The 22,362-nt window shown below is 52.6% G+C and carries 22 protein-coding genes; 10 read left to right on the top strand and 12 right to left on the bottom strand.

Going from position 1 to position 22,362, the window contains the following annotated elements; all coding sequences use genetic code 11:
• The first annotated feature begins 12 nt into the window (after positions 1–12).
• Positions 13–1,608, top strand: coding sequence for an APC family permease (locus SYN8016DRAFT_RS09730; protein ID WP_006854217.1), 1,596 nt, complete (start codon positions 13–15; stop codon positions 1,606–1,608).
• Here SYN8016DRAFT_RS09730 and urtE read toward each other — a convergent pair.
• The 8 genes from urtE to ureE form a co-directional block, all read right to left on the bottom strand.
• Positions 1,571–2,278, bottom strand: coding sequence for an urea ABC transporter ATP-binding subunit UrtE (gene urtE / locus SYN8016DRAFT_RS09735; protein WP_006854218.1), 708 nt, complete (start codon positions 2,276–2,278; stop codon positions 1,571–1,573). The genes SYN8016DRAFT_RS09730 and urtE overlap by 38 nt on opposite strands.
• Positions 2,275–3,048 (bottom strand): urea ABC transporter ATP-binding protein UrtD, encoded by a 774-nt coding sequence (gene urtD, locus SYN8016DRAFT_RS09740; protein ID WP_006854219.1) that lies wholly within the window; start codon positions 3,046–3,048, stop codon positions 2,275–2,277. The genes urtE and urtD overlap by 4 nt, the downstream gene beginning before the upstream one ends.
• On the bottom strand, positions 3,045–4,175 hold the full coding sequence (gene urtC, locus SYN8016DRAFT_RS09745) for an urea ABC transporter permease subunit UrtC (RefSeq protein WP_006854220.1): 1,131 nt from the start codon (positions 4,173–4,175) through the stop codon (positions 3,045–3,047). Before urtC ends, urtD begins: the two co-directional genes overlap by 4 nt.
• Positions 4,176–4,179: 4 nt before the next feature.
• Positions 4,180–5,334: a branched-chain amino acid ABC transporter permease gene (locus SYN8016DRAFT_RS09750; protein ID WP_006854221.1), complete on the bottom strand. Its 1,155-nt coding sequence runs from the start codon at positions 5,332–5,334 to the stop codon at positions 4,180–4,182.
• 91 nt (positions 5,335–5,425) lie between these two features.
• Positions 5,426–6,721 (bottom strand): urea ABC transporter substrate-binding protein, encoded by a 1,296-nt coding sequence (gene urtA / locus SYN8016DRAFT_RS09755; protein ID WP_006854222.1) that lies wholly within the window; start codon positions 6,719–6,721, stop codon positions 5,426–5,428.
• 116 nt (positions 6,722–6,837) lie between these two features.
• Positions 6,838–7,440 (bottom strand): urease accessory protein UreG, encoded by a 603-nt coding sequence (gene ureG / locus SYN8016DRAFT_RS09760; protein WP_006854223.1) that lies wholly within the window; start codon positions 7,438–7,440, stop codon positions 6,838–6,840.
• Positions 7,440–8,108 (bottom strand): urease accessory protein UreF, encoded by a 669-nt coding sequence (locus SYN8016DRAFT_RS09765; RefSeq protein WP_006854224.1) that lies wholly within the window; start codon positions 8,106–8,108, stop codon positions 7,440–7,442. Before SYN8016DRAFT_RS09765 ends, ureG begins: the two co-directional genes overlap by 1 nt.
• Positions 8,105–8,572 carry an urease accessory protein UreE gene (ureE, locus tag SYN8016DRAFT_RS09770; protein ID WP_038014279.1) on the bottom strand — a complete coding sequence of 156 codons (468 nt, stop codon included), beginning with the start codon at positions 8,570–8,572 and terminating at the stop codon, positions 8,105–8,107. The genes SYN8016DRAFT_RS09765 and ureE overlap by 4 nt, the downstream gene beginning before the upstream one ends.
• Before the next feature lie 109 nt (positions 8,573–8,681).
• On the opposite strand from ureE, the gene SYN8016DRAFT_RS09775 reads away from it, so the two are divergent.
• The 7 genes from SYN8016DRAFT_RS09775 (at position 8,682) to SYN8016DRAFT_RS09805 (ending at position 15,581) form a co-directional block, all read left to right on the top strand.
• Positions 8,682–9,572 carry an urease accessory protein UreD gene (locus tag SYN8016DRAFT_RS09775; RefSeq protein ID WP_006854226.1) on the top strand — a complete coding sequence of 297 codons (891 nt, stop codon included), beginning with the start codon at positions 8,682–8,684 and terminating at the stop codon, positions 9,570–9,572.
• A 63-nt stretch (positions 9,573–9,635) separates the two neighbouring features.
• Complete coding sequence (locus SYN8016DRAFT_RS09780) at positions 9,636–9,938, top strand: urease subunit gamma (protein ID WP_006854227.1); 303 nt, start codon at positions 9,636–9,638, stop codon at positions 9,936–9,938.
• Positions 9,939–9,949: 11 nt separating this feature from the next.
• A complete protein-coding gene (locus SYN8016DRAFT_RS09785) occupies positions 9,950–10,270 on the top strand; it encodes an urease subunit beta (protein ID WP_006854228.1) in 321 nt (106 codons plus the stop codon).
• A 3-nt stretch (positions 10,271–10,273) separates the two neighbouring features.
• On the top strand, positions 10,274–11,983 hold the full coding sequence (gene ureC / locus SYN8016DRAFT_RS09790) for an urease subunit alpha (RefSeq protein WP_006854229.1): 1,710 nt from the start codon (positions 10,274–10,276) through the stop codon (positions 11,981–11,983).
• A gap of 243 nt (positions 11,984–12,226) precedes the next feature.
• Positions 12,227–13,717 carry a circularly permuted type 2 ATP-grasp protein gene (locus SYN8016DRAFT_RS09795; protein WP_006854230.1) on the top strand — a complete coding sequence of 497 codons (1,491 nt, stop codon included), beginning with the start codon at positions 12,227–12,229 and terminating at the stop codon, positions 13,715–13,717.
• The gene (locus SYN8016DRAFT_RS09800; RefSeq protein ID WP_006854231.1) at positions 13,711–14,694 is read left to right on the top strand and encodes an alpha-E domain-containing protein; all 984 of its coding nucleotides are present in this window, start codon (positions 13,711–13,713) and stop codon (positions 14,692–14,694) included. Before SYN8016DRAFT_RS09795 ends, SYN8016DRAFT_RS09800 begins: the two co-directional genes overlap by 7 nt.
• A complete protein-coding gene (locus SYN8016DRAFT_RS09805; RefSeq protein ID WP_006854232.1) occupies positions 14,679–15,581 on the top strand; it encodes a transglutaminase family protein in 903 nt (300 codons plus the stop codon). The genes SYN8016DRAFT_RS09800 and SYN8016DRAFT_RS09805 overlap by 16 nt, the downstream gene beginning before the upstream one ends.
• Here SYN8016DRAFT_RS09805 and SYN8016DRAFT_RS09810 read toward each other — a convergent pair.
• The 3 genes from SYN8016DRAFT_RS09810 to SYN8016DRAFT_RS09820 all read right to left on the bottom strand — a co-directional run bounded on the left by SYN8016DRAFT_RS09810 (position 15,569) and on the right by SYN8016DRAFT_RS09820 (position 17,770).
• Positions 15,569–16,060, bottom strand: a complete 492-nt coding sequence (locus SYN8016DRAFT_RS09810; protein WP_006854233.1) for a hypothetical protein — start codon at positions 16,058–16,060, stop codon at positions 15,569–15,571. The two genes, SYN8016DRAFT_RS09805 and SYN8016DRAFT_RS09810, sit on opposite strands and share 13 nt — an antisense overlap.
• Before the next feature lie 64 nt (positions 16,061–16,124).
• Positions 16,125–17,177, bottom strand: a complete 1,053-nt coding sequence (locus SYN8016DRAFT_RS09815; protein WP_038014281.1) for a GTP 3',8-cyclase MoaA — start codon at positions 17,175–17,177, stop codon at positions 16,125–16,127.
• Positions 17,174–17,770 (bottom strand): molybdenum cofactor guanylyltransferase, encoded by a 597-nt coding sequence (locus SYN8016DRAFT_RS09820; protein ID WP_006854235.1) that lies wholly within the window; start codon positions 17,768–17,770, stop codon positions 17,174–17,176. The genes SYN8016DRAFT_RS09815 and SYN8016DRAFT_RS09820 overlap by 4 nt, the downstream gene beginning before the upstream one ends.
• Positions 17,771–17,989: 219 nt before the next feature.
• Between SYN8016DRAFT_RS09820 and SYN8016DRAFT_RS09825 the strand changes: the two genes are divergently transcribed.
• Positions 17,990–19,552: an MFS transporter gene (locus tag SYN8016DRAFT_RS09825; RefSeq protein ID WP_006854236.1), complete on the top strand. Its 1,563-nt coding sequence runs from the start codon at positions 17,990–17,992 to the stop codon at positions 19,550–19,552.
• A 75-nt stretch (positions 19,553–19,627) separates the two neighbouring features.
• Complete coding sequence (locus tag SYN8016DRAFT_RS09830) at positions 19,628–21,856, top strand: molybdopterin oxidoreductase family protein (RefSeq protein ID WP_006854237.1); 2,229 nt, start codon at positions 19,628–19,630, stop codon at positions 21,854–21,856.
• On the opposite strand, the gene SYN8016DRAFT_RS09835 is transcribed toward SYN8016DRAFT_RS09830, so the two are convergent.
• On the bottom strand, positions 21,837–22,292 hold the full coding sequence (locus tag SYN8016DRAFT_RS09835; RefSeq protein ID WP_006854238.1) for a nitrate reductase associated protein: 456 nt from the start codon (positions 22,290–22,292) through the stop codon (positions 21,837–21,839). The genes SYN8016DRAFT_RS09830 and SYN8016DRAFT_RS09835 overlap by 20 nt on opposite strands.
• Positions 22,293–22,362: the final 70 nt, after the last annotated feature.

Genomic DNA, 22,362 nt, shown 5'->3' on the forward strand with positions numbered 1-22,362 from the left:
GCGATTGGCGATATGGAATTACGGCGTGAGTTAAGCCTCACAAGCCTCACCCTCACCGTCGTCACCGGAACGATTGGATCGGGATGGTTGTTCGCCTCCTATTACGCCGCCCGAACGGCCGGACCCGCCAGCCTTCCCGCCTGGCTTCTAGGAGGCTTGATCTCCTTTCTTCTCGCTCTGGTCTTTGCAGAGCTGGGCTCTCTCATCAACAGTTCCGGGGCATTGGCCCAGATTCCACTCCTCAGCCACGGTCGCTTATCGGGTTTCGTCGGTGGCTGGAGCATCTGGATCAGCTATCTGTGCGTGCCAACCATCGAGCTCTTAGCGATGCTCGATTATCTCGACAGCAGCCTGCCCTGGCTCACGCAGGAACGCAACGGCACGCAAGTTCTCAGCGGAGCCGGTTTAGCTGTCGCCATCCTGTTGATGGTGTTCTTTACCTGGATCAACCTCAACGGTGTGAAGGGTCTCGCCCGCTGGATCGACAACCTCACCATCTGGAAGTTGATCGTGCCTCTCCTGGTGGCGGCTGTGTTAATGCTGCTCAGTCAGCACTGGGGCAATATGAGCATTCCAGTCACGATCGGCAGCAACACAGCGGCCGTCAAGAGTGGTAGCGGTACGGAACTTGTGAATGCCGTGGGAAGCGGTGGCATTCTTTTCTGCCTCCTTGGTTTTCGCACAGCCGTTGACCTTGCTGGAGAGGCGCGCAACCCCCAACGCAATGTGCCGCTCGCCATGGGACTTGGGCTCGGCATCAGCCTGTTGATTTACCTGGTGCTGCAGTGGTCATTCCTGGTGAGCGTGCCGCCGGAAGCCCTCCAGCAGGGATGGTCCCAACTGAGCCTTGGCCAACATGGCGGCCCACTCGCAGCCCTGGCCCTTGGCCTTGGTCTGGGCTGGATGGTGGTGCTGTTACTCATCGACGCAGCCCTTTCCCCCAGCACCACCGCAATGGCCTATTTGGGAGTATCGGCGCGAGTGAGCTGGATGATGGGTCGCTGCAAACTGCTCCCTGAATCCCTTGGTCGGGTCAACAGAAATGGGGTGCCACATATTGCTGTCATCAGCAGCCTGATCCTTGGCTGTGCCCTGTTCTTCATCGGCCCAGGCTGGCAACAGGTTGTGGCCTTTCTCACCGCAGCCCAGATGATCGCTTTAGCCATGGGACCCGCAAGCTTGTTAGCGCTGCGCCAACAACTTCCTCAAGAGCAGGGCCATTTTCGGATTCCCTATCCCAGAGCACTCAGTGCTTTGGCCTTTGTGATGGCGACGTGGGCAACGAACTGGTGCGGACGTACAGCGCTAGAGGGAGCCGTGCTCGCCATCGGAATCCCGAGCCTGCTCTTTGCTCTCCACAACTGGCGAAAACACCAGCAGATTGAAACCAAAGCAGGACTTTGGTGGGGGCTTTATCTCGGACTACTTGTGTTGGACATGGAGCTGTTCAGCCAAGGACAACCCCTGGAACTCTCGAACCTGGCCCATCTCGGAGTCCTGGCGGGGATGGCCCTACTGGTGCTGCCGATTGCAGTCAACAGCGCTCTACCAGAAGTGTCACCCCACGCGCTCACACACTTAAAAACCGATCCACCACATCTTGGCTGAGCTCGGACGTAGAGCCACTCGCCACAATTCCACCGCGCTGCATGGCGTAATAACGATCCGCTTGTCGAACAAAATGCAAATGCTGCTCCACAAGCAAAACTCCAATCCCTTTCTCAGCGATAATTCGTTGAACGGCAGCTTCAATATCTTGCACAATATTGGGCTGGATCCCTTCCGTTGGCTCATCAAGAAGCAACAATTTAGGCTGGCCCAAGAGAGCACGAGCAATAGCAAGCTGCTGCTGCTGACCTCCGGAGAGATCTCCTCCTTTACGTGAAAGAAACTCCTGGAGAATTGGGAAGAGCTCGTAAATAAAAGGATCAATTCGACGATTTCGAGAAAGACCTCCTGGGAGAGCCTCCATCCCCAACATCAAATTTTCTTCAACAGTTAATTGAGGAATGATTTCCCTCCCCTGAGGTACATAACCAAGTCCAGACCTTGCACGCTGATGAGGAGGCTGACGCTCCATTCCATGACCTTCAAAAATAATCTCACCGGATCGTGGTTTAAGCAAACCGATCAGAGACTTAAGGAGTGTGGTTTTACCAACTCCATTCCGGCCGATGAGACAAACCATTTCCCCAGCGAGGACCCTCAGATCAACATCTCGAAGAATATGGCTTTCGCCGTAATAGGTGTTGAGACCCCGAATCTCGAGCATTGTCATTGATCTTCGTCCTCCGTAGTTCCCAAATAAACCTCGATCACTCGAGGATCCTGTTGCACCTGATCCATCGAGCCCTCACAAAGAACATGACCCTGGTGCAGCACGGTCACCGGACTCTCAAGACGACGGATGAATTCCATATCGTGCTCAATCACCAAAACAGTGTGTTCTCCAGCCAAAGACTTCAGCAAATCAGCCGTTAGGTCAGTTTCCTCATCTGTAAGACCTGCAACTGGCTCATCCACCAGCAAGAGGTCAGGATCCTGACCAACCAACATCGCAATTTCTAACCACTGCTTCTGTCCATGAGACAGAGATCCAGCTCTCCAGTCGGAACGTGATTGAAGATTAACGATGTTCATGAGATGGTGAACTTGGTCTCGCTGTTCAGCACTAATACGACCAAAAAGCAAAGTCCAAGGCTGCTTTGACCGACTTACAGCCAATGCCAAGTTGTCCTGAACCGTTAAATCTTCAAACACACGCGGGCTTTGGAATTTACGACCGATTCCAAGCCGAGCAATGCGATGTTCAGGGATTCCAACCAGAGAGCGACCTTTAAAAAGCACGCCTCCTGAGCTGGGAGCAACCTTGCCCGTGATGACATCGAGAAACGTGGTTTTCCCAGCCCCATTTGGACCGATTACAGCCCGAAGCTCTCCAGGTTGCAAGCTCAGATTTAGGTCTCGAAGGGCAAGAAAACCATCAAAACTAACTGTGATGTCTTTGAGCTCCAGAAGTGCTCTGGAGCCAGAAACGATTCGGCTCATGGCTGCACCTCCTCATTGCCATCAACTTCAAGTTGAGGATAAGTACCAATCGGCCGAGAAAAACCCAGGCGAGACATCACATTTCTTGGTCCTTCTCCTCTGAACCAACCAATCACACCCTCAGGCAGTGCCGTCACCACAAGAATAAACAACCCACCTTGAATGAAAAGCCAAGTTTCCGGTAAGGCTTCACTTACCAAACTTTTGGCATACATGATTACAACGGATCCCAAAATCGCTCCTACCAATGTTCCACGACCACCAACAGCAACCCAAATCACCATTTCGATCGAAAAGGGAACAGTCATGAACTGGGGGGAAACAATTCCAGATTGCACTGTATAGAGCGCTCCACCGATACCCGCCAAGCCCCCAGCGATTGCGAACACGATTGTTTTAAACAATGTTGGGTTATACCCAGCAAAGCGAAGTCTGGGCTCATCATCGCGGATCGCAATCAGAACATTTCCAAAACGACCACGCACAACCCATCGTAAAAACATCCAGACGATGATCACAACAACAGCCGTCACCCAAAAGAAGCCTCGCTGCATCTCTGGCGATCCCAACTCGAGCTGACCAAACAGCACAGTGACATCTGTTTTCAAACCGTTGGTGCCATTAATTAGCTTTTGCTGTCCATTGAAGAAATTGAAAAAAACCAAGAGAGCGGCTTGGGTCAGAATCGAAAAATAAACACCCTTAATTCGATTACGGAACACTAAATTCCCTAACACAGCTGCAAGCAAAGCAGGGATCAGCCAAATTGCGATGAGCGTAAAGAGAGGCGAGCGAAAAGGCTCCCAGAACAATGGCAACCGATCAACCCCATACAGACTGAAAAATTCAGGAATGGAGTTGGGCATATCAATAGAACTCCTGAGTTGGAGATACATCGCAGCGGCATAACCTCCAAGAGCAAAGAAAATTCCCTGCCCGAGGCTGAGAAGACCGGTAAAGCCCCAAATCAAATCAATCCCAAGCGCCACGATCGCTAGAGATAAAAACCGACCCAAAAGGTTAAGGCGGAACACAGGCAGAACCGATGGAGCAGCAACGATTACCGCGATGATCACCACCCAAAGAGTGACCGAGAGCCAGGTGCGCTGTTGAAACGAACGAAACATCTGATCAAGCCTCAACCATTCGGCCTTTTTGCGGAAACAGGCCTGCAGGACGGAACTGAAGGAAAACCACAATCAGGGCAAAAGCCATCACCTGAGCCATGCTCGTAGTCGCAAAAAATTCAACCCCGCCAGCCAGTGGCTCAGGCATGTCTGGCCAAATCGTGAGCAGGCGACCTGCTCCAATTAGATCGGTTAATAAGCCAATCGCAAAGGAAGCCAACACGGTGCCGAGAAGATTGCCAACACCACCGAGCACCACCACCATGAAACAGCCCACGATGTAAGAGGTTCCAACGTTGGGACCCACCGAACCCAACAACGACACAGCAACGCCAGCCACCCCCGCCAAACCAGAACCGATCCCAAAGGTAAGGACGTCAACGGTGTCAGTCGGAATGCCGAGGCAATCGCTCATCGAACGATTCTGCGTGACTGCCCTAATCCGAATACCCCAAACACTGCGGTTGAGGAACCAGATCACCCCAACAACGGCGATCAACGTCATCACAATGATCACAAGGCGTGGGACAGGAAACGTGAGATCCATCCATTCGAGACCACCGCGCATCCACTTCGGAGCGGTGACATCCACATTGCGGGATGTTGCCTTAGCAATACGGCTAATTTGCGAGGCCAATCCACCCGCAAATAACACACCAATGAAAGCAGAAACAGCCCAACCACCTAGTCGCACAAACCGAGATTGACGACCCTCCAATAAGGTCTTCGGAAGAAACAACGGAACACTGAATCCGAGCACTAGAAACACAACCATTCCTGCCGCATAGGCAAGCGGAACGCTGCGCACAAACTGCTGGAGAATCAAACTGACACCCCACGTAGCAAGCAGAGTCTCCAGTGGACTCCCATATAGACGTCGTATTACTGTGCGTTCAAGCAAAATACCAACAACACCACTCACAACGAAGGCGCATGGAATAGCAACCAATACGTAGGCGTTGTAAATAGGCGCAAGAAGGGGAAGTTTGAAAATGAGCTGTACCACATAGGTGGTATAGGCACCAAGCATAATTAATTCGCCGTGAGCGAGATTAATCACACCCATCAAGCCAAACACAATGGCCAGTCCAAGGGCGGCCATCAGCAACACAGAGCCGATGGCCACACCGTTGAACAAACTTTCGAAAAGCAGTTGCACGGGGGGTGTCTAGTAAGCGAAAAAAATGAAAAGAGGAGCCCCCAAGGGACCCCTCCAAAAGCAAGCCATCAGTCGATGGAGCTATTCATGATCAGAGCTTGTACTTCTCTCCCTTACTGGGATCAGACCAATCGCAAGCAAAGCCCTTCGATGTGGGCTCAAACTGGTTCCAAGTCTGAGGATCAATTGGGCTGTCCGACTCTTCTACGATTTCGAACTGACCATCTGCAGTAATCGCTCCGATCCGAACGATTTGAGAGATGTGATGGTTAGGACGAACCTCAATTGGGCCTTGAGGAGCATCGAACTTGATACCAATCAGGGCTTCACGTACTTTGTCGTCATCAAAAGTACCGGCTTTTTCAACAGCCATCTTCCAGAGGTACACCATATTGTATGCAGACTCTTGAGGGTCAGCGACAACACGGTCAGCTCCATACTTGGCCTTGAAGTCAGCAGCAAACTTCTTGGATGCCGGCGTATCAATGGACATCATGTAGTTCCAAGCGCCGTAATGACCTTCAAGGAACTCGGGTCCAATTGTGCTGATTTCTTCTTCAGCAATGGAATAGCTCATCACATAATAACCATTTTCAGGAGTAATTCCGGCATCCTGAATTTGCTTGAAGAAAGCAACATTTTGGTCACCATTGAGGGTGTTGATAATCACACCGCCATCAGGCAAAGCCTTTTTAATCTTGGCAATGATCGGAGCAACTTCTGTATTGCCAAGAGGCAAATAATCTTCACCAACAACTTCTCCACCCAGAGACTTCACCTGCTCCTTCGTGATGGTGTTAGACGTACGAGGGAACACGTAGTCAGATCCCACTAAATAGAAGGGCTTGCCTGCAGCTGGCGACTTCTCGAACATAAAGCTGGTCGCTGGCTCAGACTGCTGGTTAGGAGTCGCGCCGGTATAGAAGATATTTTTCGAACACTCTTGGCCTTCGTACTGAATCGGGTAATAGAGGAAAGCATCTTTCGATTCGTACACCGGAAGCATTGCCTTACGGCTAGCAGAGGTCCAACCGCCGAACACAACAGGAACTTTGTCCTGATCGATGAGTTTTTTGGACTTCTCAGCAAACGTGGGCCAATCGGAGGCACCGTCTTCAACGATGTAATCAATTTTGTACTTCTTACCATCTACCTCAACACCACCGGCAGCATTAATTTCATCAATGGCCATTTTTTCTGTATCCACCAAGGTGGACTCAGAGATGGCCATCGTGCCAGTCAGAGAGTGAAGAATGCCAACGGTAACGCTGTCGTCAAACTCAACGTTGGAGGCTTTCTCATCGCCACCACCACAAGCTGTGACGGCCAGACCCAGCGACGCTGCGGCCATGCCGGCAAAGAGACGCTTGGACAATGATGAACTCATGAGTATCAAAACAAGAGGAACGACGTTTCAACGCCGGAGTTCGAAAGGTACCGATCTGAAGAAAGAAGCTCCTGTATCAACAAAGACTATTTGCCAATCGGCAGACCAAATACGCGTCAATTTGGTATCTGTTGCAACACAAAGGCTTCCACAAGATCGAGTCCTTCCCCATTTCGAAGGTTGGTAAAGCACCAGGGTCGATCCCGCCGCATCCTCAACGTGTCCTGTTCCATCACGGCTAAGTCAGCACCAACAAGGGGAGCCAGATCAATCTTGTTAATCACCAATAAATCGGATCGTGTAATGCCAGGACCGCCTTTGCGAGGAATCTTGTCCCCAGCCGCTACATCAATCACATAAATACAAAGGTCGACTAATTCGGGGCTAAAACTGGCCGCAAGATTGTCACCTCCGCTCTCCACCATCACCAAATCAAGCCCTGGGAACTGACATTCCAGTTCACCCACAGCCGCTCGGTTGATGGAGCAGTCTTCTCGAATCGCCGTATGCGGGCACCCTCCGGTTTCAACCCCACGGATGCGCTCAGGCTCTAAGGCACCTGAACGCGTCAGGAATTGGGCATCCTCTTGGGTGTAAATGTCATTGGTCACAACCGCCAATTGCAGGCGGTTGCGCAATCTCCTGCACAGCGCTTCCACGAGCGCTGTCTTGCCTGAGCCCACCGGCCCGGCGATGCCAAGCCTGAGTTTGCTGCTCATCAGCTCCGGAACAAACGTGAATACAACTCAGCATGCGCCAACTGGGCCAACCCCGCACCAGCACCACCACACCAAAGGGTGTACGGGTCTTGATCTTTCAAAACAGATGCCTGTTCACGAATCATCGGCAACAGCTGCTGCTGGATCCGTTGAGCCGTAGTGGGACCCAGCGGCACCAAGCGAACCGCTGCACTGAGCTGATTCGCAACCCAACCGTAGAGATAACCCTCCACCATCTCCAACTCAGAAATCTTCAACGACAAAGCAGCCCAAGCCCAGGCCGCCGGCCAAGCCAGCACCACCGGCTGAGGCAATGGATGTCCAAGATCAACCATCAATTGCAGCAAAGAACCGCCCATCTGTCCTTGCTGGGCACGCACCTCAGCCGACTCCCTCAAAGCCAACAACCACCCATCCAAAGACATCAACTCGCTGGGCATCTCTGACCTTTCTTGCTCCCAGTGTTGAAGCTGGACGCGCAATGGATTTAACGCCGCAGCCTCCAACCTCAGGGCACCCCTTTGAAGCTCCGCTTCAATCCAATGTTGGAGATCTAATTCATCAATCAATGAACCATTCTGGATCAAAACTTCAAGACCCTCGGAATAGCTAAAAGCGCCAACGGGCAAGGCAGGACTCACCAACTGCAGCAATGCAAGCGATGTCATGCGTGCTGATGGCCGATGTAAGCACCGCCTTCTGGCATGAAGGGACGGCAACACCGTGTCACCTTCAATCCGCGACCGTTAAGCATGGTGGCGAGGACGGAGTCGTTGAGCAACAACAGCTCATGCTCATGCAACTCAAGAGCCACATGACGATTTCCTAGGTGATAAGCAGCTTCAAGCAATGCAAGCGGCGTTGCTGCCTCCACTCGCAACAACTCCTCAGGAGCCGCAGTCACCAGCACATGCACCTGATGATGCGCATCGGTGAGGCGATCACCTGGTGTTAACGGGCGCTCACGCGGCAGCTGCAACAACACGTCTCGACCACACACTGTGCGACGACGTCCGCGCAGCACCGTGCGCTGATCCGCACTCAGCGGCAACTCCATGGCCGCCGGGGTGGCGTCCGGCAATGGCTCCTCAGACAAGAGGCGATGGTCCAACACGATCAAGCCAACATCCAAGGGTTCAGACAGCCAAAGAGATCACACAACAAAGACTGCCCAAACAGCACACTTTTATTTGGTAGTGCTTGCTACAGAGCTAAGCAGAGTTGGCGTCGAGCGTGCGTAGATGCATCGACTTGACCCATGGCACGGCACCTGCAACCTGCTGTTTGCTGAAGGCCGCAGCGGCAGTCAATTTCAGGGGGGCTGCACCGCGCCCCTTAAGTTAATGCGCGCCGGGCGGGGGAAGAACGGGCGCTGCGAGCTGCCACTGCTTCACACCGCTGGCGGTCTCGTGGGGGGAGATCAATTGAGCATCAACCTCAGCTTGAAATCGAACAGTCGCTGCCTGATCACCAGCGTGGCCGCGCAAAAGGTGTATGGATCCGTCGGTCGCAGCCAACGCCATCCCCGAGGTGCATGGGCCCGCCAACAGGTGGTGGCAGAGCTGGATGCAGAGAGCGATTTGGAGTGGCTACCCCAAGAGCTTGTGCTCTACGCCGACGCTCTGTTTGAGCAAAACCTCAGCGTCACCTTGCCGATGGATGGATCCTTTCTCAGCGCAGAAATTGTGCGTCTCGGGCGCACTGCCGCAAACGAAACCTTGGGGCGGGGGTGCTGGAGATCAGGCGTTCAGATCCAACGCCAAACGCCTGAAGGTCAGCGCTGGGAACTTGTTGACAGACTCGAAATCAGCGACGCAGCGCTGAAGGGAATCCATGGACTCAATCAACAACCCGTCTTCGGCACCCTGGTTTGGGCGGCACCCTTCCCTCTTCCTACAGAAACGATCAACACCCTCATCGATGACGTTCGGCAAGATCGAGAGGATCTCGAAGGCCAGATGCATTGCGGCGTTCTCCCCCAGGGGCTGATCGCCCGCTACAGCGGCTTCTCAAGCCGTGATGCCCGTTTTTGGTTCAGCAGAATTTGGGCTCGCACCCGTCGAGCTCGAGACCTGGCTCCTCCGCAGATTCCCAGGGTCTGGCCCTTACAAGAACATCCATTGAAGGCCTAAGCGTTCAATTTGAACATTCCGCTGGCCCAGGGAGATAGAAACTAGAAAGAGTGCAAGGTCACCATGCACCTCAGCCCCCAGGAAAAAGACAAACTTCTCATTGTCACGGCTGCGCTCTTGGCAGAACGTCGACTCCAGCGTGGCCTCAAACTCAACCACCCTGAAGCCGTGGCATGGCTCAGCTTCTTGGTTTTAGAAGGCGCACGCGATGGGAAAACTGTGGCCGACCTGATGCAGGAAGGCAGCACTTGGCTGAGCCGCGACCAGGTGATGGAGGGCATTCCAGAGTTGGTGGATGAAGTCCAAATCGAGGCGGTATTTCCCGATGGAACCAAACTCGTGACCCTGCATGACCCCATTCGCTAAGGCTTTTTTTGATGGCACCCCTCATCCCCGGTGAATTGATACCGGAACCCGGCGAACTGGAACTCAACGCCAACAGAGAGGTCACAACCCTCAGCGTTGCCAACAGCGGTGACCGCCCCGTCCAGGTGGGGTCCCACTTCCATTTCCAAGAAGCCAATGCTGCTCTGATCTTTGACCGTGACGCTGCACGCGGCCAAAGGCTTGATATTCCAGCCGGTACGGCCATTCGCTTCGAACCAGGTGATCACCGCGACGTGAATTTGATCCCGTTTGCTGGAGCACGCCGCGTGGTCGGCTTCAACGGACACATCAACGGACCCCTCGACGCCTGATTCATGCCCTATCGCATTTCCCGCCAGGCCTACGCCGAAACCTATGGGCCAACCACCGGAGACCGCATTCGCTTAGCGGACACCGACCTCATCCTCGAAGTGGAAAAAGATTTCACCACCTACGGCGATGAGGTGAAATTCGGTGGCGGAAAAGTGATTCGCGATGGGATGGGCCAATCCCAAACCTCCCGGGCTGGAGGAGCCGTTGACACCGTAATTACCAATGCCCTCATTCTTGATTGGTGGGGCATCGTCAAGGCCGATATCGGCCTAAAGGATGGCCGCATTGTCGGGATCGGCAAAGCCGGCAACCCCGACATCCAGGAAGGCGTCACCATCGTGATCGGCCCCGGCACCGAAGCGATTGCTGGTGAAGGACACATCCTCACCGCTGGTGGGATTGACACCCATATCCATTTCATCTGCCCCCAACAGATCGAAACGGCCCTGGCCAGCGGTGTGACCACCTTGATGGGGGGCGGCACTGGACCAGCCACAGGAACCAATGCCACCACGTGCACGCCTGGTGCGTTTCATATAGGCCGCATGCTGCAGGCCGCTGAGGGCCTACCCGTAAACCTGGGGTTCTTCGGGAAAGGAAACGCCAGCACCTCAGAAGCTTTAGAGGAGCAAGTACGCGCGGGAGCATGCGGTCTCAAACTGCATGAAGATTGGGGCACCACGCCTGCCGCCATTGATGCCTGCCTGTCGGTAGCCGATCAAATGGATGTGCAGGTCTGCATCCACACCGACACCCTGAATGAAGCCGGCTTCGTTGAAGACACCATCGCCGCCATCAAGGGCCGAACCATTCACACCTTTCATACCGAAGGTGCTGGCGGCGGGCATGCGCCCGACATCATCAAAATCTGCGGAGAGGCGAATGTGATTCCCAGCAGTACCAACCCCACACGTCCTTACACCCGCAACACCCTCGAAGAACACCTCGACATGTTGATGGTGTGCCATCACCTGGATCCCAAAATCCCTGAAGACGTGGCCTTTGCAGAATCACGCATCCGCCGCGAAACGATCGCAGCTGAGGACATCCTTCACGATCTCGGCGCCTTCTCGATCATCGCCAGCGATTCCCAGGCCATGGGACGGGTGGGAGAAGTGATCACACGCACCTTCCAGACGGCCCACAAAATGAAGGTTCAACGCGGAGCCCTGCCAGAAGATTCAAGCCGCAACGACAACCACCGTCTGAAGCGCTATATCGCCAAAGTCACCATCAATCCAGCGATCGCCCATGGCATCAGCAGCCAAGTTGGGTCTGTAGAGACAGGCAAACTCGCCGATCTGGTGCTCTGGAAACCAGGATTCTTTGGGATACGACCGCAACTCGTCGTGAAAGGCGGATCGATCGTCTGGGCCCAAATGGGTGATGCCAACGCCTCAATCCCCACACCTGGGCCTGTACATGGAAGACCTATGTTTGCCGCCTTTGGCAAAGCCCTTGCCCCCAGTTGCCTCACCTTTTTGAGCGATGCAGCCCTCAACGACAACATCCAAAGCAAACTCGGACTGGAACGCACCTGTATTGCCGTAGAACACACCCGTGACGTTGGCAAAAGTGCACTGAAACTCAACTCAGCACTTCCCAACATGAGCGTGGATCCACAAACCTATGAGGTGTTCGCCGATGGCGAGCTGCTCACCTGTGAACCAGCGGAGGTGCTTCCCCTGGCGCAGCGTTATCTGCTTCTTTGACCACGACCGGCCAAAGAACATCGTCCAGAATGACATCAGTAAATGGTCAGCAAAATATTCCTAGACCAAAAAATGGTTCTCTTCACTGCTTGATCACCGACACATTAATCCAGAAAAAGTATTAACCGAAACCAAAAAACTATCCTTCGAACCAGTTCGTGTTCCGATCAAGCGATCGGTAACAAACAACACGTGGCCCAACAGACATGCAGATCTTTGATATCTGAGTTCAATGGTGAGCCAATGTTCAATGAGTATCGGCCAACCCTCGGTTACGACGAATATTTTTGTCGAAAGCAATCTGCTCCCAGAGCAGATTTGGAGCCACTGCTGTCGTCGCTTGGGCAGATTGGGCTCACGGAACTGAATCGAAATCATGCTTCGGCCGGAAACCTCCTCCGACGACTAGGCGCCACCTTCCGGCTGAATGGCGCAGGATTAGATGGGGGAGAAAGGATCCTGCCCTTCGATCCCCTGCCAAGGCTCATTCACCTCAACGATTGGGCCAAGCTCGAACGTGGTCTTCTTCAGCGCTTGGAAGCCATCGATCGGTTTTTAGCCGACGTTTATGGACCACAGAGAATCCTGAAGGATCGTGTCATTCCCAGGGAAGACGTGGAAAGCTCTCAGGGCTGGAGGCCCCAGATGCAAGACATCCAGCTCCCGTTGAATCGCTGGTGTCACATCTCAGGACCGGATCTCATCCGCGACGAAGAAGGCACATGGCGCGTGCTGGAAGACAACCTGCGCTGTCCATCCGGTGTGGCCTATTTCCTCGAGAACCGACGGGTGATGAAGCGGTTATTTCCCAGCCTGTTTGCTGGTCGAACCGTTCAACCCATCGACGACTATCCCTCGAGATTGTTGCAAACACTGCAGGACTTAGCTCCTTGGGCAGATTCACCACGCGTTGTGCTGCTCACACCAGGAGTGTTCAACAGCGCTTACTTCGAACACAGCTACCTCGCTCAACAGATGGGCGTTGCCCTGGTGGAAGGGCGTGACTTGATCTGCGAAGACGGCCGCGTTTGGATGCGCAGCACCACTGGACGAGAAGCGGTGGATGTGATTTACAGACGAATCGATGACGATTTCCTCGATCCAAAAGTGTTCCGTCGCGATTCGGCACTTGGCGTGCCTGGATTGATGGATGTTTTGCAAAATGGCCGCATCGGCATCGCCAATGCTCCAGGAACTGGGGTCGCCGACGACAAATTGATCTACGCCTATGTACCAAAAATGATCCGTTATTACCTTGACGAAGAACCGATTATCGACAACGTCCCCACTTATCTCTGCTCCCAGCCAGATGATCGCCAATACGTTTTAGAAAACCTGGAAAAACTTGTAGTGAAGTCTGTGGCTGAAGCAGGGGGTTATGGAATGTTAATCGGACCACAGTCAAGCCGAAGTGAAATCGCAGAATTCGACTCAAAAATTAGAGCAAATCCTCGAAATTACATTGCCCAACCAACATTACAACTCTCGACCGTTCCCTCACTAAGCAATGGAGAATTGTTTCCTTGTCATGTGGATTTAAGACCGTATGTTTTACGCGGAGCATCGAACTGGGTCAGCCCGGGTGGACTCACTCGCGTCGCCCTGAAACGTGGCTCCCTTGTGGTGAACTCATCGCAAGGAGGAGGTTGTAAAGACACATGGGTTGTTGGTGACAGCCAGATTGTCAAAGACAGGCAGGTTGAACCAAGCATCCAGGAGGCAATGCCGTGCTGAGCCGGGTTGCCGACTCCTTGTATTGGATTAATCGATATGTGGAACGCGCAGAGAACATTTCTCGTTTCCTGGAAGTGAGTGAAGCCATGGCGTTGGATTGCCCACCCGGCAGCGCCGGACCATGGCTTCCACTCATTGATGCCAGTGGAGACAGGCAGAGCTTTGATCAAGTCTACCCACTGCGATCTCCGCAAGATGTCGTGGGGTTTTTGCTCCTTGATCGCGACAATCCCAACAGCATTCTGAGCTGCATTGCCAATGCAAGAGAAAATGCTCGCCAGATCCGTGATGTGATCACCACAGAAATGTGGGAGCAACTGAACGACCTCTACTGGAATGTTCAAGATGGTGAATCAATCTGGCAAGAACCAGATCAAGAACAGCTCCGCAGCATCCGAAGAGGTTGCCAGCTTTTCTATGGCATTACGGATGTCACCCTAAGCCGTGATCAGGCCTGGCTCTTCAGTCAACTAGGCCGCTGGATCGAACGCGCCGACAAAACATCCAGGATCCTGGATGTGAAGTATTTTCTTCTACTACCAAACACAAAAGAAGTTGGTGGGGTTCTTGATGAACTTCAATGGATATCTCTTCTTCGTACAGCTGGGGCTTATCAGATGTACCGGCAAAGTGTTCAACAAGCAATCACTCCGTCTTCCGTGGCCAGGTTCCTTTTACTGGATCCGATCTTTCCACGATCAGTGCGCTTCTGTTTGCAACAAATCAACGACACGTTGCAGCTAATCCAACGACAACCACAGCTGGGCCCTCCTGATGATCTCGAGTGCCTGCGCGGGCAATTGCTTGCCAAGTGGAGCTATGTACGGATTGATGCCTTGATTGAGCGGGGGCTGCACGAAGCCATCGACGAATTACAGGGAGATCTCAATCAACTGCATCAGCTGATTCACGCCCGATATTTCATCACCACCGACCTTGGCTCCATTCCCACTGATCCGTCATGCGCGCTGAGCTAACCCACTGCATCACCTATCACTACGACGCTCAAATCAGTCTGAGCGAACACAGGCTCTGCATGCAACCTCGGGGCCATGGTCATCAGCGCTTAATCGATTACCAACTCAACATTTCACCCCAGCCCTGCCATAGCCATGAACTCGTAGCAGCCAGCGGCGATGCCATTCAACGCGTGCGCTTTCAAAACACCACTGATGAGCTCCGCTTCGAAGCATGCAGTCGCGTTGAAACCACGACTCCAGCACCGTTACTGAATTGTCTCAATGGGCGCGAACCCCTACTGCCCTACCCACGTGGTCGATTGAATCCAGATCTTCAAGGAGCGCTAGAGGGCTGGCTGCCGAATGGCCAACACGATCCCTCAGCAGTTGCCTTAGCTCAGGACGCCTTGATGGGCACCAACCAACAAGCGCTGCCTTTCCTCAAACAGCTCATCGAAATGATTCAAGACAGGGTGAAGTACACCCAACGCCATCAAGGAGCCGCCTGGCCAGCAGGCCGAACACTGCGAGAGCGGGTTGGGTCCTGCCGCGACCTCGCCATGCTGATGGTGGAATGCTGCCGAAGCATTGGTTTACCGGCTCGATTTGTCAGCGGGTACCACTTAGCGAATCCGGCACCCGAGTCCTACGACCTGCATGCCTGGGCAGAGATTTATCTGCCAGGTGCAGGATGGCGTGGGTTTGATCCCAGCGCCGGTGGAGAAACAACCGATCGCTACATCGTGCTGGCGAGTTCCTCCCGCCCAGATCTCACGGCAGCGATCACGGGCAGCTTCAGCGGGCCTGCATCCACGCAAAGCCACCTGAGTTGGACCATTCAAGCCACCGTTAACGACAACACCAATCAACCGAAGAACAAGACGGCTCTTATTCAGGCAGCTTGAAGAAGCGGCTCAACACCATGCAACACAGGACGAATGGCGCCTTTGGTCGTCACCAACCTCAAGGCAGGGATACGACAACTGTTATAAACACGAAACTCACGGGTCAACGATGCTCCCTGCTCACGAACCGCTTGATTGAGGACAACTGATCCATCCAAATCAGAGATGGATCGATGAAACGTTCCAGGAGGGATGCGAAGGATGTCGCCGCCAGACGCCAGACGAACAATATGAAAGGGCTGATCCCAAGCAAAATTGACCAAATAAAACGTTCGCCCTCCACTAGCGGCTAACAGGTTGTCTTCTTGATGGGGATGCAAATAAAATTGCCAAGCTCCGCTCTCCTCTGCATCCGGCGGACTCACCGCTGGCCCGCGGTGAACAACTAAGTCGCGAGCATTCGAATCAGGAATCGTGACATCAAAAAAACGAACAGATGGAGTATCGCGAAAACGCGTATAAGGAATAAGCTCGAACATCTCAACAAAAAATTAGAAATTAGCTTTAACGCCTATACCTCGTTTAATCCGTAGCGGATGCCACTCATCCACCCAAATAAGCCATCTCAGCGTGATGGTTTGCTGGCTGCTCTAACCCACGCTGTTCACTAAAACGATCTAAACGGCGCGTCCACAGACCAGTCATCACCTCTGTAAGCACAGAATCGGAGACATCCTCTCGAAGCCATCGGCGCAAATCAAGGCCTTCACTGGCAAAGAGACAGGTAAATGCTTGACCATCTGCAGTAATCCGAAGACGGTTGCAATCAGAACAGAAGGGTTCTGTAATTGAGGCAATGGTGGCAACAGAACCTTCACCATCTTCGTAGATCCATTGACCACTTGTTCCACCAGGTTGACGACCAAGGGATTGAAGCGGCCAATGGCTGTGAAGAAGCTGAATCATCTCACTGGCCGGCATAACTTGATCCCGACACCAACCATTTCGATTGCCTACATCCATATATTCGATCAAACGCAATGGCAATCCTTGTGTCCTTGCAAAACGCGCCAATGGAATCAGCTGATCATCATTTTGACCGCGTTGGATCACGGCATTTAGCTTGAGACGACCTCGCGCAGGATTGAATCCCGCAGCACGAGCTGCATCAATTCCCGCCAAGACGCGCTGAATGAGAGCCTTCCCCGCCTCAGGACCAGAACGCAAGCCAGCCATACGGGCAATACTTGCTCCATCAACGGCATCCAAGCTAATTGTGATGCGATCCACTCCCATATCGCGCAACCGTCTCGCCTTCTCATCATTGAGGAGAGAACCATTGGTGGTGATAGCCACGTCTTTCAAACGACTAAAAGGATGAACAACCTTCTGCCTTGCAAGCGAGAGTTGATCAAGAAGCGGCCAAAGGCGATCGGTGAGCAAAGGTTCACCACCTGTTAGTCGAAGCGTATGGGCTCCTAACTGACAGGCCGCATGGATCAAGCGAAGTTGATCGCGAGTGGACAACAAACCTGGAGGCTCAATGCTTTCTGGACAGCAATATCGGCACGCTAAGTTACATCTTGCAGTTAGAGACAACCTTAAAACTCCCAGCGGCCTAGCAAGGAGATCAATGACAGCTGATGGCTTCATCATTCCTCAAGGGTTCCTAGATCAGCAGGACAGTTGAGATTTCGCAAAGCCCCATAAGGCAAGGCAAGCACCCGATGCGGCACCCTCCCAAGCCAATCATGCATGCTCAGTCGATCAGCAGCCAACTGACTCCACAAGGCATCGCGATAGACACTGTGGTTGGGATAAACAGCAAACAAAGGCTGAAGCTGGTTTCCGTCATGTGAAACCACAGCCACAGAAGGCTGCTCCTGCCAAGCATGAATCAGCCGGACCAGGGTCGAAGAGTCCAAGCAAGGCATATCAACTGGAAGGACCAGTAGAGCGAGCACCTTCGCCTGACCAAAAACCGCCGACAACGCAGCCAAAGGGCCCTGACCGGGAAAAGGGTCAGACTTGCAGTCAACACCTTTAAGCGTCGACACCAACTGACGATGACTCGAGATTGAACTCACCACATCAACTGGCAGATCTAGATGACGGCACAAACCAATACTGTGCGTCAACCAACAGCCACCTTGTGGATGAGCAAGAAGAGATTTGTCTCTTCCCATGCGACAACTCATCCCTCCACTAAGCACACAAGCGCGAAGTCCTTGCAGCATTGGCAGGTCCATCGCAGACAAATCGCCGTACAAAGCAGACTCTTTCAATGTAGCGAATAAAACAAAAGTGAACAGATCAGCATTGGCATAGTCCTTAGTTGGTATCAAACACAACCATGAGGGTCAGAGCCTAATGATCAAATAGAAAGGCGGTTTGCATGTGCGCCGCTCCTTGATTCCTCAGCGCATTTTTCAGAAGCCGGGGTTGATTTACACACATTTAGACCCCCCATGCTTGGAGAACTCTGGTCGTTCCAGGGGAGATATCGAACTCTTCATCTCACCTGGTTCGCATTTTTTCTGACCTTTGTCGTCTGGTTCAACCTGGCGCCTTTGGCAACCACCGTTAAAGCCGATTTGGGTTTAACTCTCGGTCAAATCCGCACCGTTGCGATCTGCAACGTGGCTCTCACGATCCCAGCCCGCGTTCTGATTGGAATGCTCCTCGACAAATACGGGCCTCGACTGACCTATTCCAGCCTGCTGGTTTTTTCGGTCATTCCTTGCCTGATGTTCGCCTCAGCCCAAGACTTCAATCAACTCGTGGTGGCACGCCTGCTGTTATCCATCGTGGGTGCAGGCTTTGTGATCGGGATCCGCATGGTTGCCGAATGGTTCCCTCCGAAAGAGATTGGCCTAGCTGAGGGGATTTATGGCGGTTGGGGCAATTTCGGATCAGCGTTCTCGGCCTTAACACTCGTAGGACTAGCCGGATGGCTCTCGTTCTCAGGCGGGTTTGAACTTCCCTCAGGCGCTGTCCTTAATTGGCGTGGTGCAATTGCTCTGACGGGAATTATTTCTGCTGTATACGGCTTTATTTATTACTTCAACGTTAGCGATACACCCCCTGGAAAAACTTATCAAAAGCCTGAGCGCACAGCTGGATTGGAAGTCACATCAATGCGTGATTTCTGGGGATTGTTAGGAATGAATGTTCCGTTTGCAGCCATTCTTTGTGTCCTCTGCTGGCGCTTACAAAAGGTTGGTTTCCTGAATGCAGGAACGTATCCACTGGCGTTAGCTGCGGTTCTTATCTGGTTTATCTTTCAAACCTGGGGAATCATTCGCACCAATCGAGAACTGATCATGGGTACAAAAACATACCCGAAAGAAGATCGCTACGAATTCAAGCAGGTTGCCATCCTTGAACTCACATACATTGTGAATTTTGGATCAGAGTTGGCCGTTGTTTCAATGTTGCCAACATTTTTCGAAACCACTTTTGATCTCCCCAAAGCAACCGCTGGAATCCTTGCCTCCTGCTTTGCTTTTGTGAATCTTGTCGCTCGCCCCGCTGGTGGTCTGATCTCCGACAAACTTGGCAGTCGTAAAAACACAATGGCGTTCTTAACTGGCGGTCTGGGTATTGGTTACCTCGTCATGAGCATGATCAAACCTGGCACATTCAGCGGAACCACAGGGATCATCATCGCTGTGTTGATCACCATGCTGGCCTCTTTCTTCGTTCAATCAGGAGAAGGAGCTACCTTTGCACTCGTTCCTTTGGTGAAGCGACGCGTCACAGGCCAAGTTGCTGGTTTGGTTGGCGCCTATGGCAACGTCGGAGCTGTAACTTACCTCACAATTTTTAGTTTGCTTCCGATGTGGATGGGTGGGGGTAAAGATCCTTCTCCAGAAATCATCGCAGCCTCCAATAGTGCTTTCTTCCAAGTCTTGGGGGTCGCTGGCCTGATTGTTGCTTTCTTCTGCTTCTTCTTCCTCAAAGAACCCAAAGGTTCCTTCGATGACTTGCATGAAGGAGAAACATCGACTCCTGAATTCGCCAACAGCTGATTCCTTATATCTGTTCGTATCTGCAAAGCACCCGGCGCCATTGGCTCCGGGTGTTTCTAATACCCACTTGAAATCATGGCAGAACCAACCACAACCATTCGCAGTCAATGTCCTTATTGCGGAGTGGGGTGTGGTCTGGACTTACGACCACCAGCCCAAAAAGGGGAGGCCGTGCGTCGAGATGCAGAGGGGACCCCAATGTGGACGGCACGAGGGAATCGACTGCATCCATCAAGCCTCGGCCAAGTTTGCATCAAAGGGGCAACAGTCGGAGAAGCCCTGTCGAGGGGAAGACTGGATCAACCCTTTGGACGCAACAGTCTTGATGACGACTTCCAACCGATCAGCTGGGATGAAGCGCTTGAGCGCATCTCAAGCCAGATCAAAACTAGCCTCAAATCCAAAGGACCAGAGGCCATCGCCATGTATGGATCTGGGCAATTTCACACCGAAGACTATTACTTGGCGCAAAAACTCCTCAAAGGAGCACTTGGAACGAACAACTTTGACGCTAATTCAAGACTCTGCATGAGTTCTGCTGTTGCGGGTTACACCCGTAGCTTGGGCTCAGATGGTCCCCCCTGCAGCTACGAAGACCTAGACCATTGCACGGTGGCGTTTCTGATCGGAACCAACACCGCTGAATGCCATCCAGTGCTCTTTCAACGATTACTAAAACGAAAAAAAAGACACCCTGGCTCCGTCACCATTGTGGTGGTGGACCCACGCCAAACCGATACCGCAAAGGCTGCTGACATTCATTTAGCAGTCGCTCCTGGGAGTGACCTTGCCCTCCTTCACGGCATTGCCCACCTGGTGATCCGTGAAAACGGACAAGACCCAACGTTTATCGATAACTGCACGGACAACTACGACGCCTTTTTTGATGTCGTAGCCCGCTGGACCCCTAGACGTGTGGCCTTATTTTGTGGCATTCCGGAAAAACGTCTACGGGAAGTCGCCCAACTGTTTCATCGGCGCGAAAAAGTCTTGAGCCTCTGGTCGATGGGTGTGAATCAACGGCGCGAAGGAACAGCCGTCGTGGGTGGAATCATCAATCTGCACTTATTGACAGGTCAAATTGGCAAAGAAGGAGCTGGACCCTTCTCCTTAACAGGGCAACCCAACGCCATGGGAGGCAGAGAAGCAGGCGGTCTCTCCCACCTTCTTCCCGGATATCGTCAAGTTACGAACCCGGAGCATCGTGCTGAAGTCGAGCACTCCTGGGGGTTTTCTGAGGGGAAAATTGACTCCAAGCCTGGACTAACGGCCTGGCAACAGGTAGAGGCAATGGAACGGGGAGAGCTGGATTTGTGGTGGGTCGTTGCGACGAACCCTCTCGTGAGCATGCCAGATTTAGATCGCGTCAAAACAGCGATGCAGCGCTGCCCATTGGTCATCGTTAGCGAAGCCTATGCAGACTCTGAAACATCGCATTACGCCCATCTTCTTCTGCCAGCTGCTCAATGGAGCGAAAAAGCTGGAACCATGACCAACTCTGAGCGCAGGGTGACTTACTGCCCAGCATTCAGGAATCCCCATCGAGAAAGCCGCCCCGATTGGGAAGTGTTTGCCGAGATCGGAAGGCGCTTAGGGTTTGAAGAACAATTCACATACGCATCTGCGGCTGAAGTTTATGCAGAATTTACAGCACTAACGAAAAAACGATTATGTGATGTCTCAGGGCTAAGTCATAACGTTCTGGACAAAGAAGGACCCCAACAATGGCCATTTCCTCAAAACAGTTCACCATCTCAAGAGTCAAAACGGCTGTACACCAATCACAAGTTTTTAACCACAAATGGACGAGCAAGGTTCTGTAGCGACCAACCACTTGGTCTTGCAGAACCACCTTGTGACACCTACCCACTGGTCCTCACTATTGGCCGTTATCTCGGACAGTGGCACACGATGACTCGGACAGGAAAGGTGGAGCGCTTAAAAACGATGCACCCAGAACCCCTCTTAGAAATTAACCCTAAAGATGCAGATCAGTTTGCGGTGAAGCATGGAGAGCTCGCCGCGGTGAGCTCCCGAAGGGGCCAACTCACCGCTCGTGTGAAAGTCACAGACAAAATCCGACGGAGCACAGTCTTTCTTCCGATGCATTGGGGATTCACGCAAACTCAAGCCTGTGAAGTGAATGCTCTGATGCATGAACAGGCTTGCCCCATATCAAAGCAACCGGAATTAAAAGCAAGTGCAGTCATTGTCGCTCCAGCAGTTTCTGTCATCAAACCAATCGAACAGGAAGCGGGGCGCTTAGAAGCGCTTCGAAAATTGATCAACCCAGTATTTCGCTAAAAGCAGCATCCAAGTTGTGATGATCATGGCCAGGACGGGCCAATTTACATAAGGCAAAACGCTCTAATTCAAACAAAGAAGCCCATTGGTTCACATTAATAACAATCGATTTTTTCAAGGCAGATTCCTGCACAATGCTGGGCAGTTCTCCCAACACTTGCCAAGGTTCATCCACAGCTAAGGGCAGGTCTTTGGCCATCCCCTCCGCCAACAGCCGAGTAAGAAGTCGCAAGTGCTCACGCAACTCATTCAAAACTGGCAACTCATCAGGCCAATCCACAAGCATTTGGCGCTGTTCCTGAGTGAGCTCAAGCCAATGACTCAATTTTAATTTGACGCCAATGAGATCTAGCTTCCGACGCACACAAAGAGGGATGCACCGCCAGTTCCCCACAAAATCCTTCTCAAACCCAAAGCAATGGCTGGCTTGATTCATGCATTTAACGACATAAATTGTTCACTTTGAACCATTTGCAGATATCGCCCACCGAAATGGTTTCAATCGC

The sequence above is a fragment of the Synechococcus sp. WH 8016 genome, assembly GCF_000230675.1.
In the GTDB taxonomy this organism is placed as follows: Bacteria; Cyanobacteriota; Cyanobacteriia; order PCC-6307; family Cyanobiaceae; genus Synechococcus_C.

Coding starts and splice junctions, on each gene's coding strand:
- SYN8016DRAFT_RS09730 (WP_006854217.1), top strand. CDS start 13: ATGGAATTACGGCGTGAGTTAAGCCTCACAAGCCTCACCCTCACCGTC.
- urtE (WP_006854218.1), bottom strand. CDS start 2,278: ATGACAATGCTCGAGATTCGGGGTCTCAACACCTATTACGGCGAAAGC.
- urtD (WP_006854219.1), bottom strand. CDS start 3,048: ATGAGCCGAATCGTTTCTGGCTCCAGAGCACTTCTGGAGCTCAAAGAC.
- urtC (WP_006854220.1), bottom strand. CDS start 4,175: ATGTTTCGTTCGTTTCAACAGCGCACCTGGCTCTCGGTCACTCTTTGG.
- urtA (WP_006854222.1), bottom strand. CDS start 6,721: ATGAGTTCATCATTGTCCAAGCGTCTCTTTGCCGGCATGGCCGCAGCG.
- ureG (WP_006854223.1), bottom strand. CDS start 7,440: ATGAGCAGCAAACTCAGGCTTGGCATCGCCGGGCCGGTGGGCTCAGGC.
- SYN8016DRAFT_RS09765 (WP_006854224.1), bottom strand. CDS start 8,108: ATGACATCGCTTGCATTGCTGCAGTTGGTGAGTCCTGCCTTGCCCGTT.
- SYN8016DRAFT_RS09775 (WP_006854226.1), top strand. CDS start 8,682: ATGCATCGACTTGACCCATGGCACGGCACCTGCAACCTGCTGTTTGCT.
- SYN8016DRAFT_RS09780 (WP_006854227.1), top strand. CDS start 9,636: ATGCACCTCAGCCCCCAGGAAAAAGACAAACTTCTCATTGTCACGGCT.
- SYN8016DRAFT_RS09785 (WP_006854228.1), top strand. CDS start 9,950: ATGGCACCCCTCATCCCCGGTGAATTGATACCGGAACCCGGCGAACTG.
- ureC (WP_006854229.1), top strand. CDS start 10,274: ATGCCCTATCGCATTTCCCGCCAGGCCTACGCCGAAACCTATGGGCCA.
- SYN8016DRAFT_RS09795 (WP_006854230.1), top strand. CDS start 12,227: ATGTTCAATGAGTATCGGCCAACCCTCGGTTACGACGAATATTTTTGT.
- SYN8016DRAFT_RS09805 (WP_006854232.1), top strand. CDS start 14,679: ATGCGCGCTGAGCTAACCCACTGCATCACCTATCACTACGACGCTCAA.
- SYN8016DRAFT_RS09810 (WP_006854233.1), bottom strand. CDS start 16,060: ATGTTCGAGCTTATTCCTTATACGCGTTTTCGCGATACTCCATCTGTT.
- SYN8016DRAFT_RS09815 (WP_038014281.1), bottom strand. CDS start 17,177: ATGATGAAGCCATCAGCTGTCATTGATCTCCTTGCTAGGCCGCTGGGA.
- SYN8016DRAFT_RS09820 (WP_006854235.1), bottom strand. CDS start 17,770: ATGGACCTGCCAATGCTGCAAGGACTTCGCGCTTGTGTGCTTAGTGGA.
- SYN8016DRAFT_RS09825 (WP_006854236.1), top strand. CDS start 17,990: ATGCTTGGAGAACTCTGGTCGTTCCAGGGGAGATATCGAACTCTTCAT.
- SYN8016DRAFT_RS09830 (WP_006854237.1), top strand. CDS start 19,628: ATGGCAGAACCAACCACAACCATTCGCAGTCAATGTCCTTATTGCGGA.
- SYN8016DRAFT_RS09835 (WP_006854238.1), bottom strand. CDS start 22,292: ATGAATCAAGCCAGCCATTGCTTTGGGTTTGAGAAGGATTTTGTGGGG.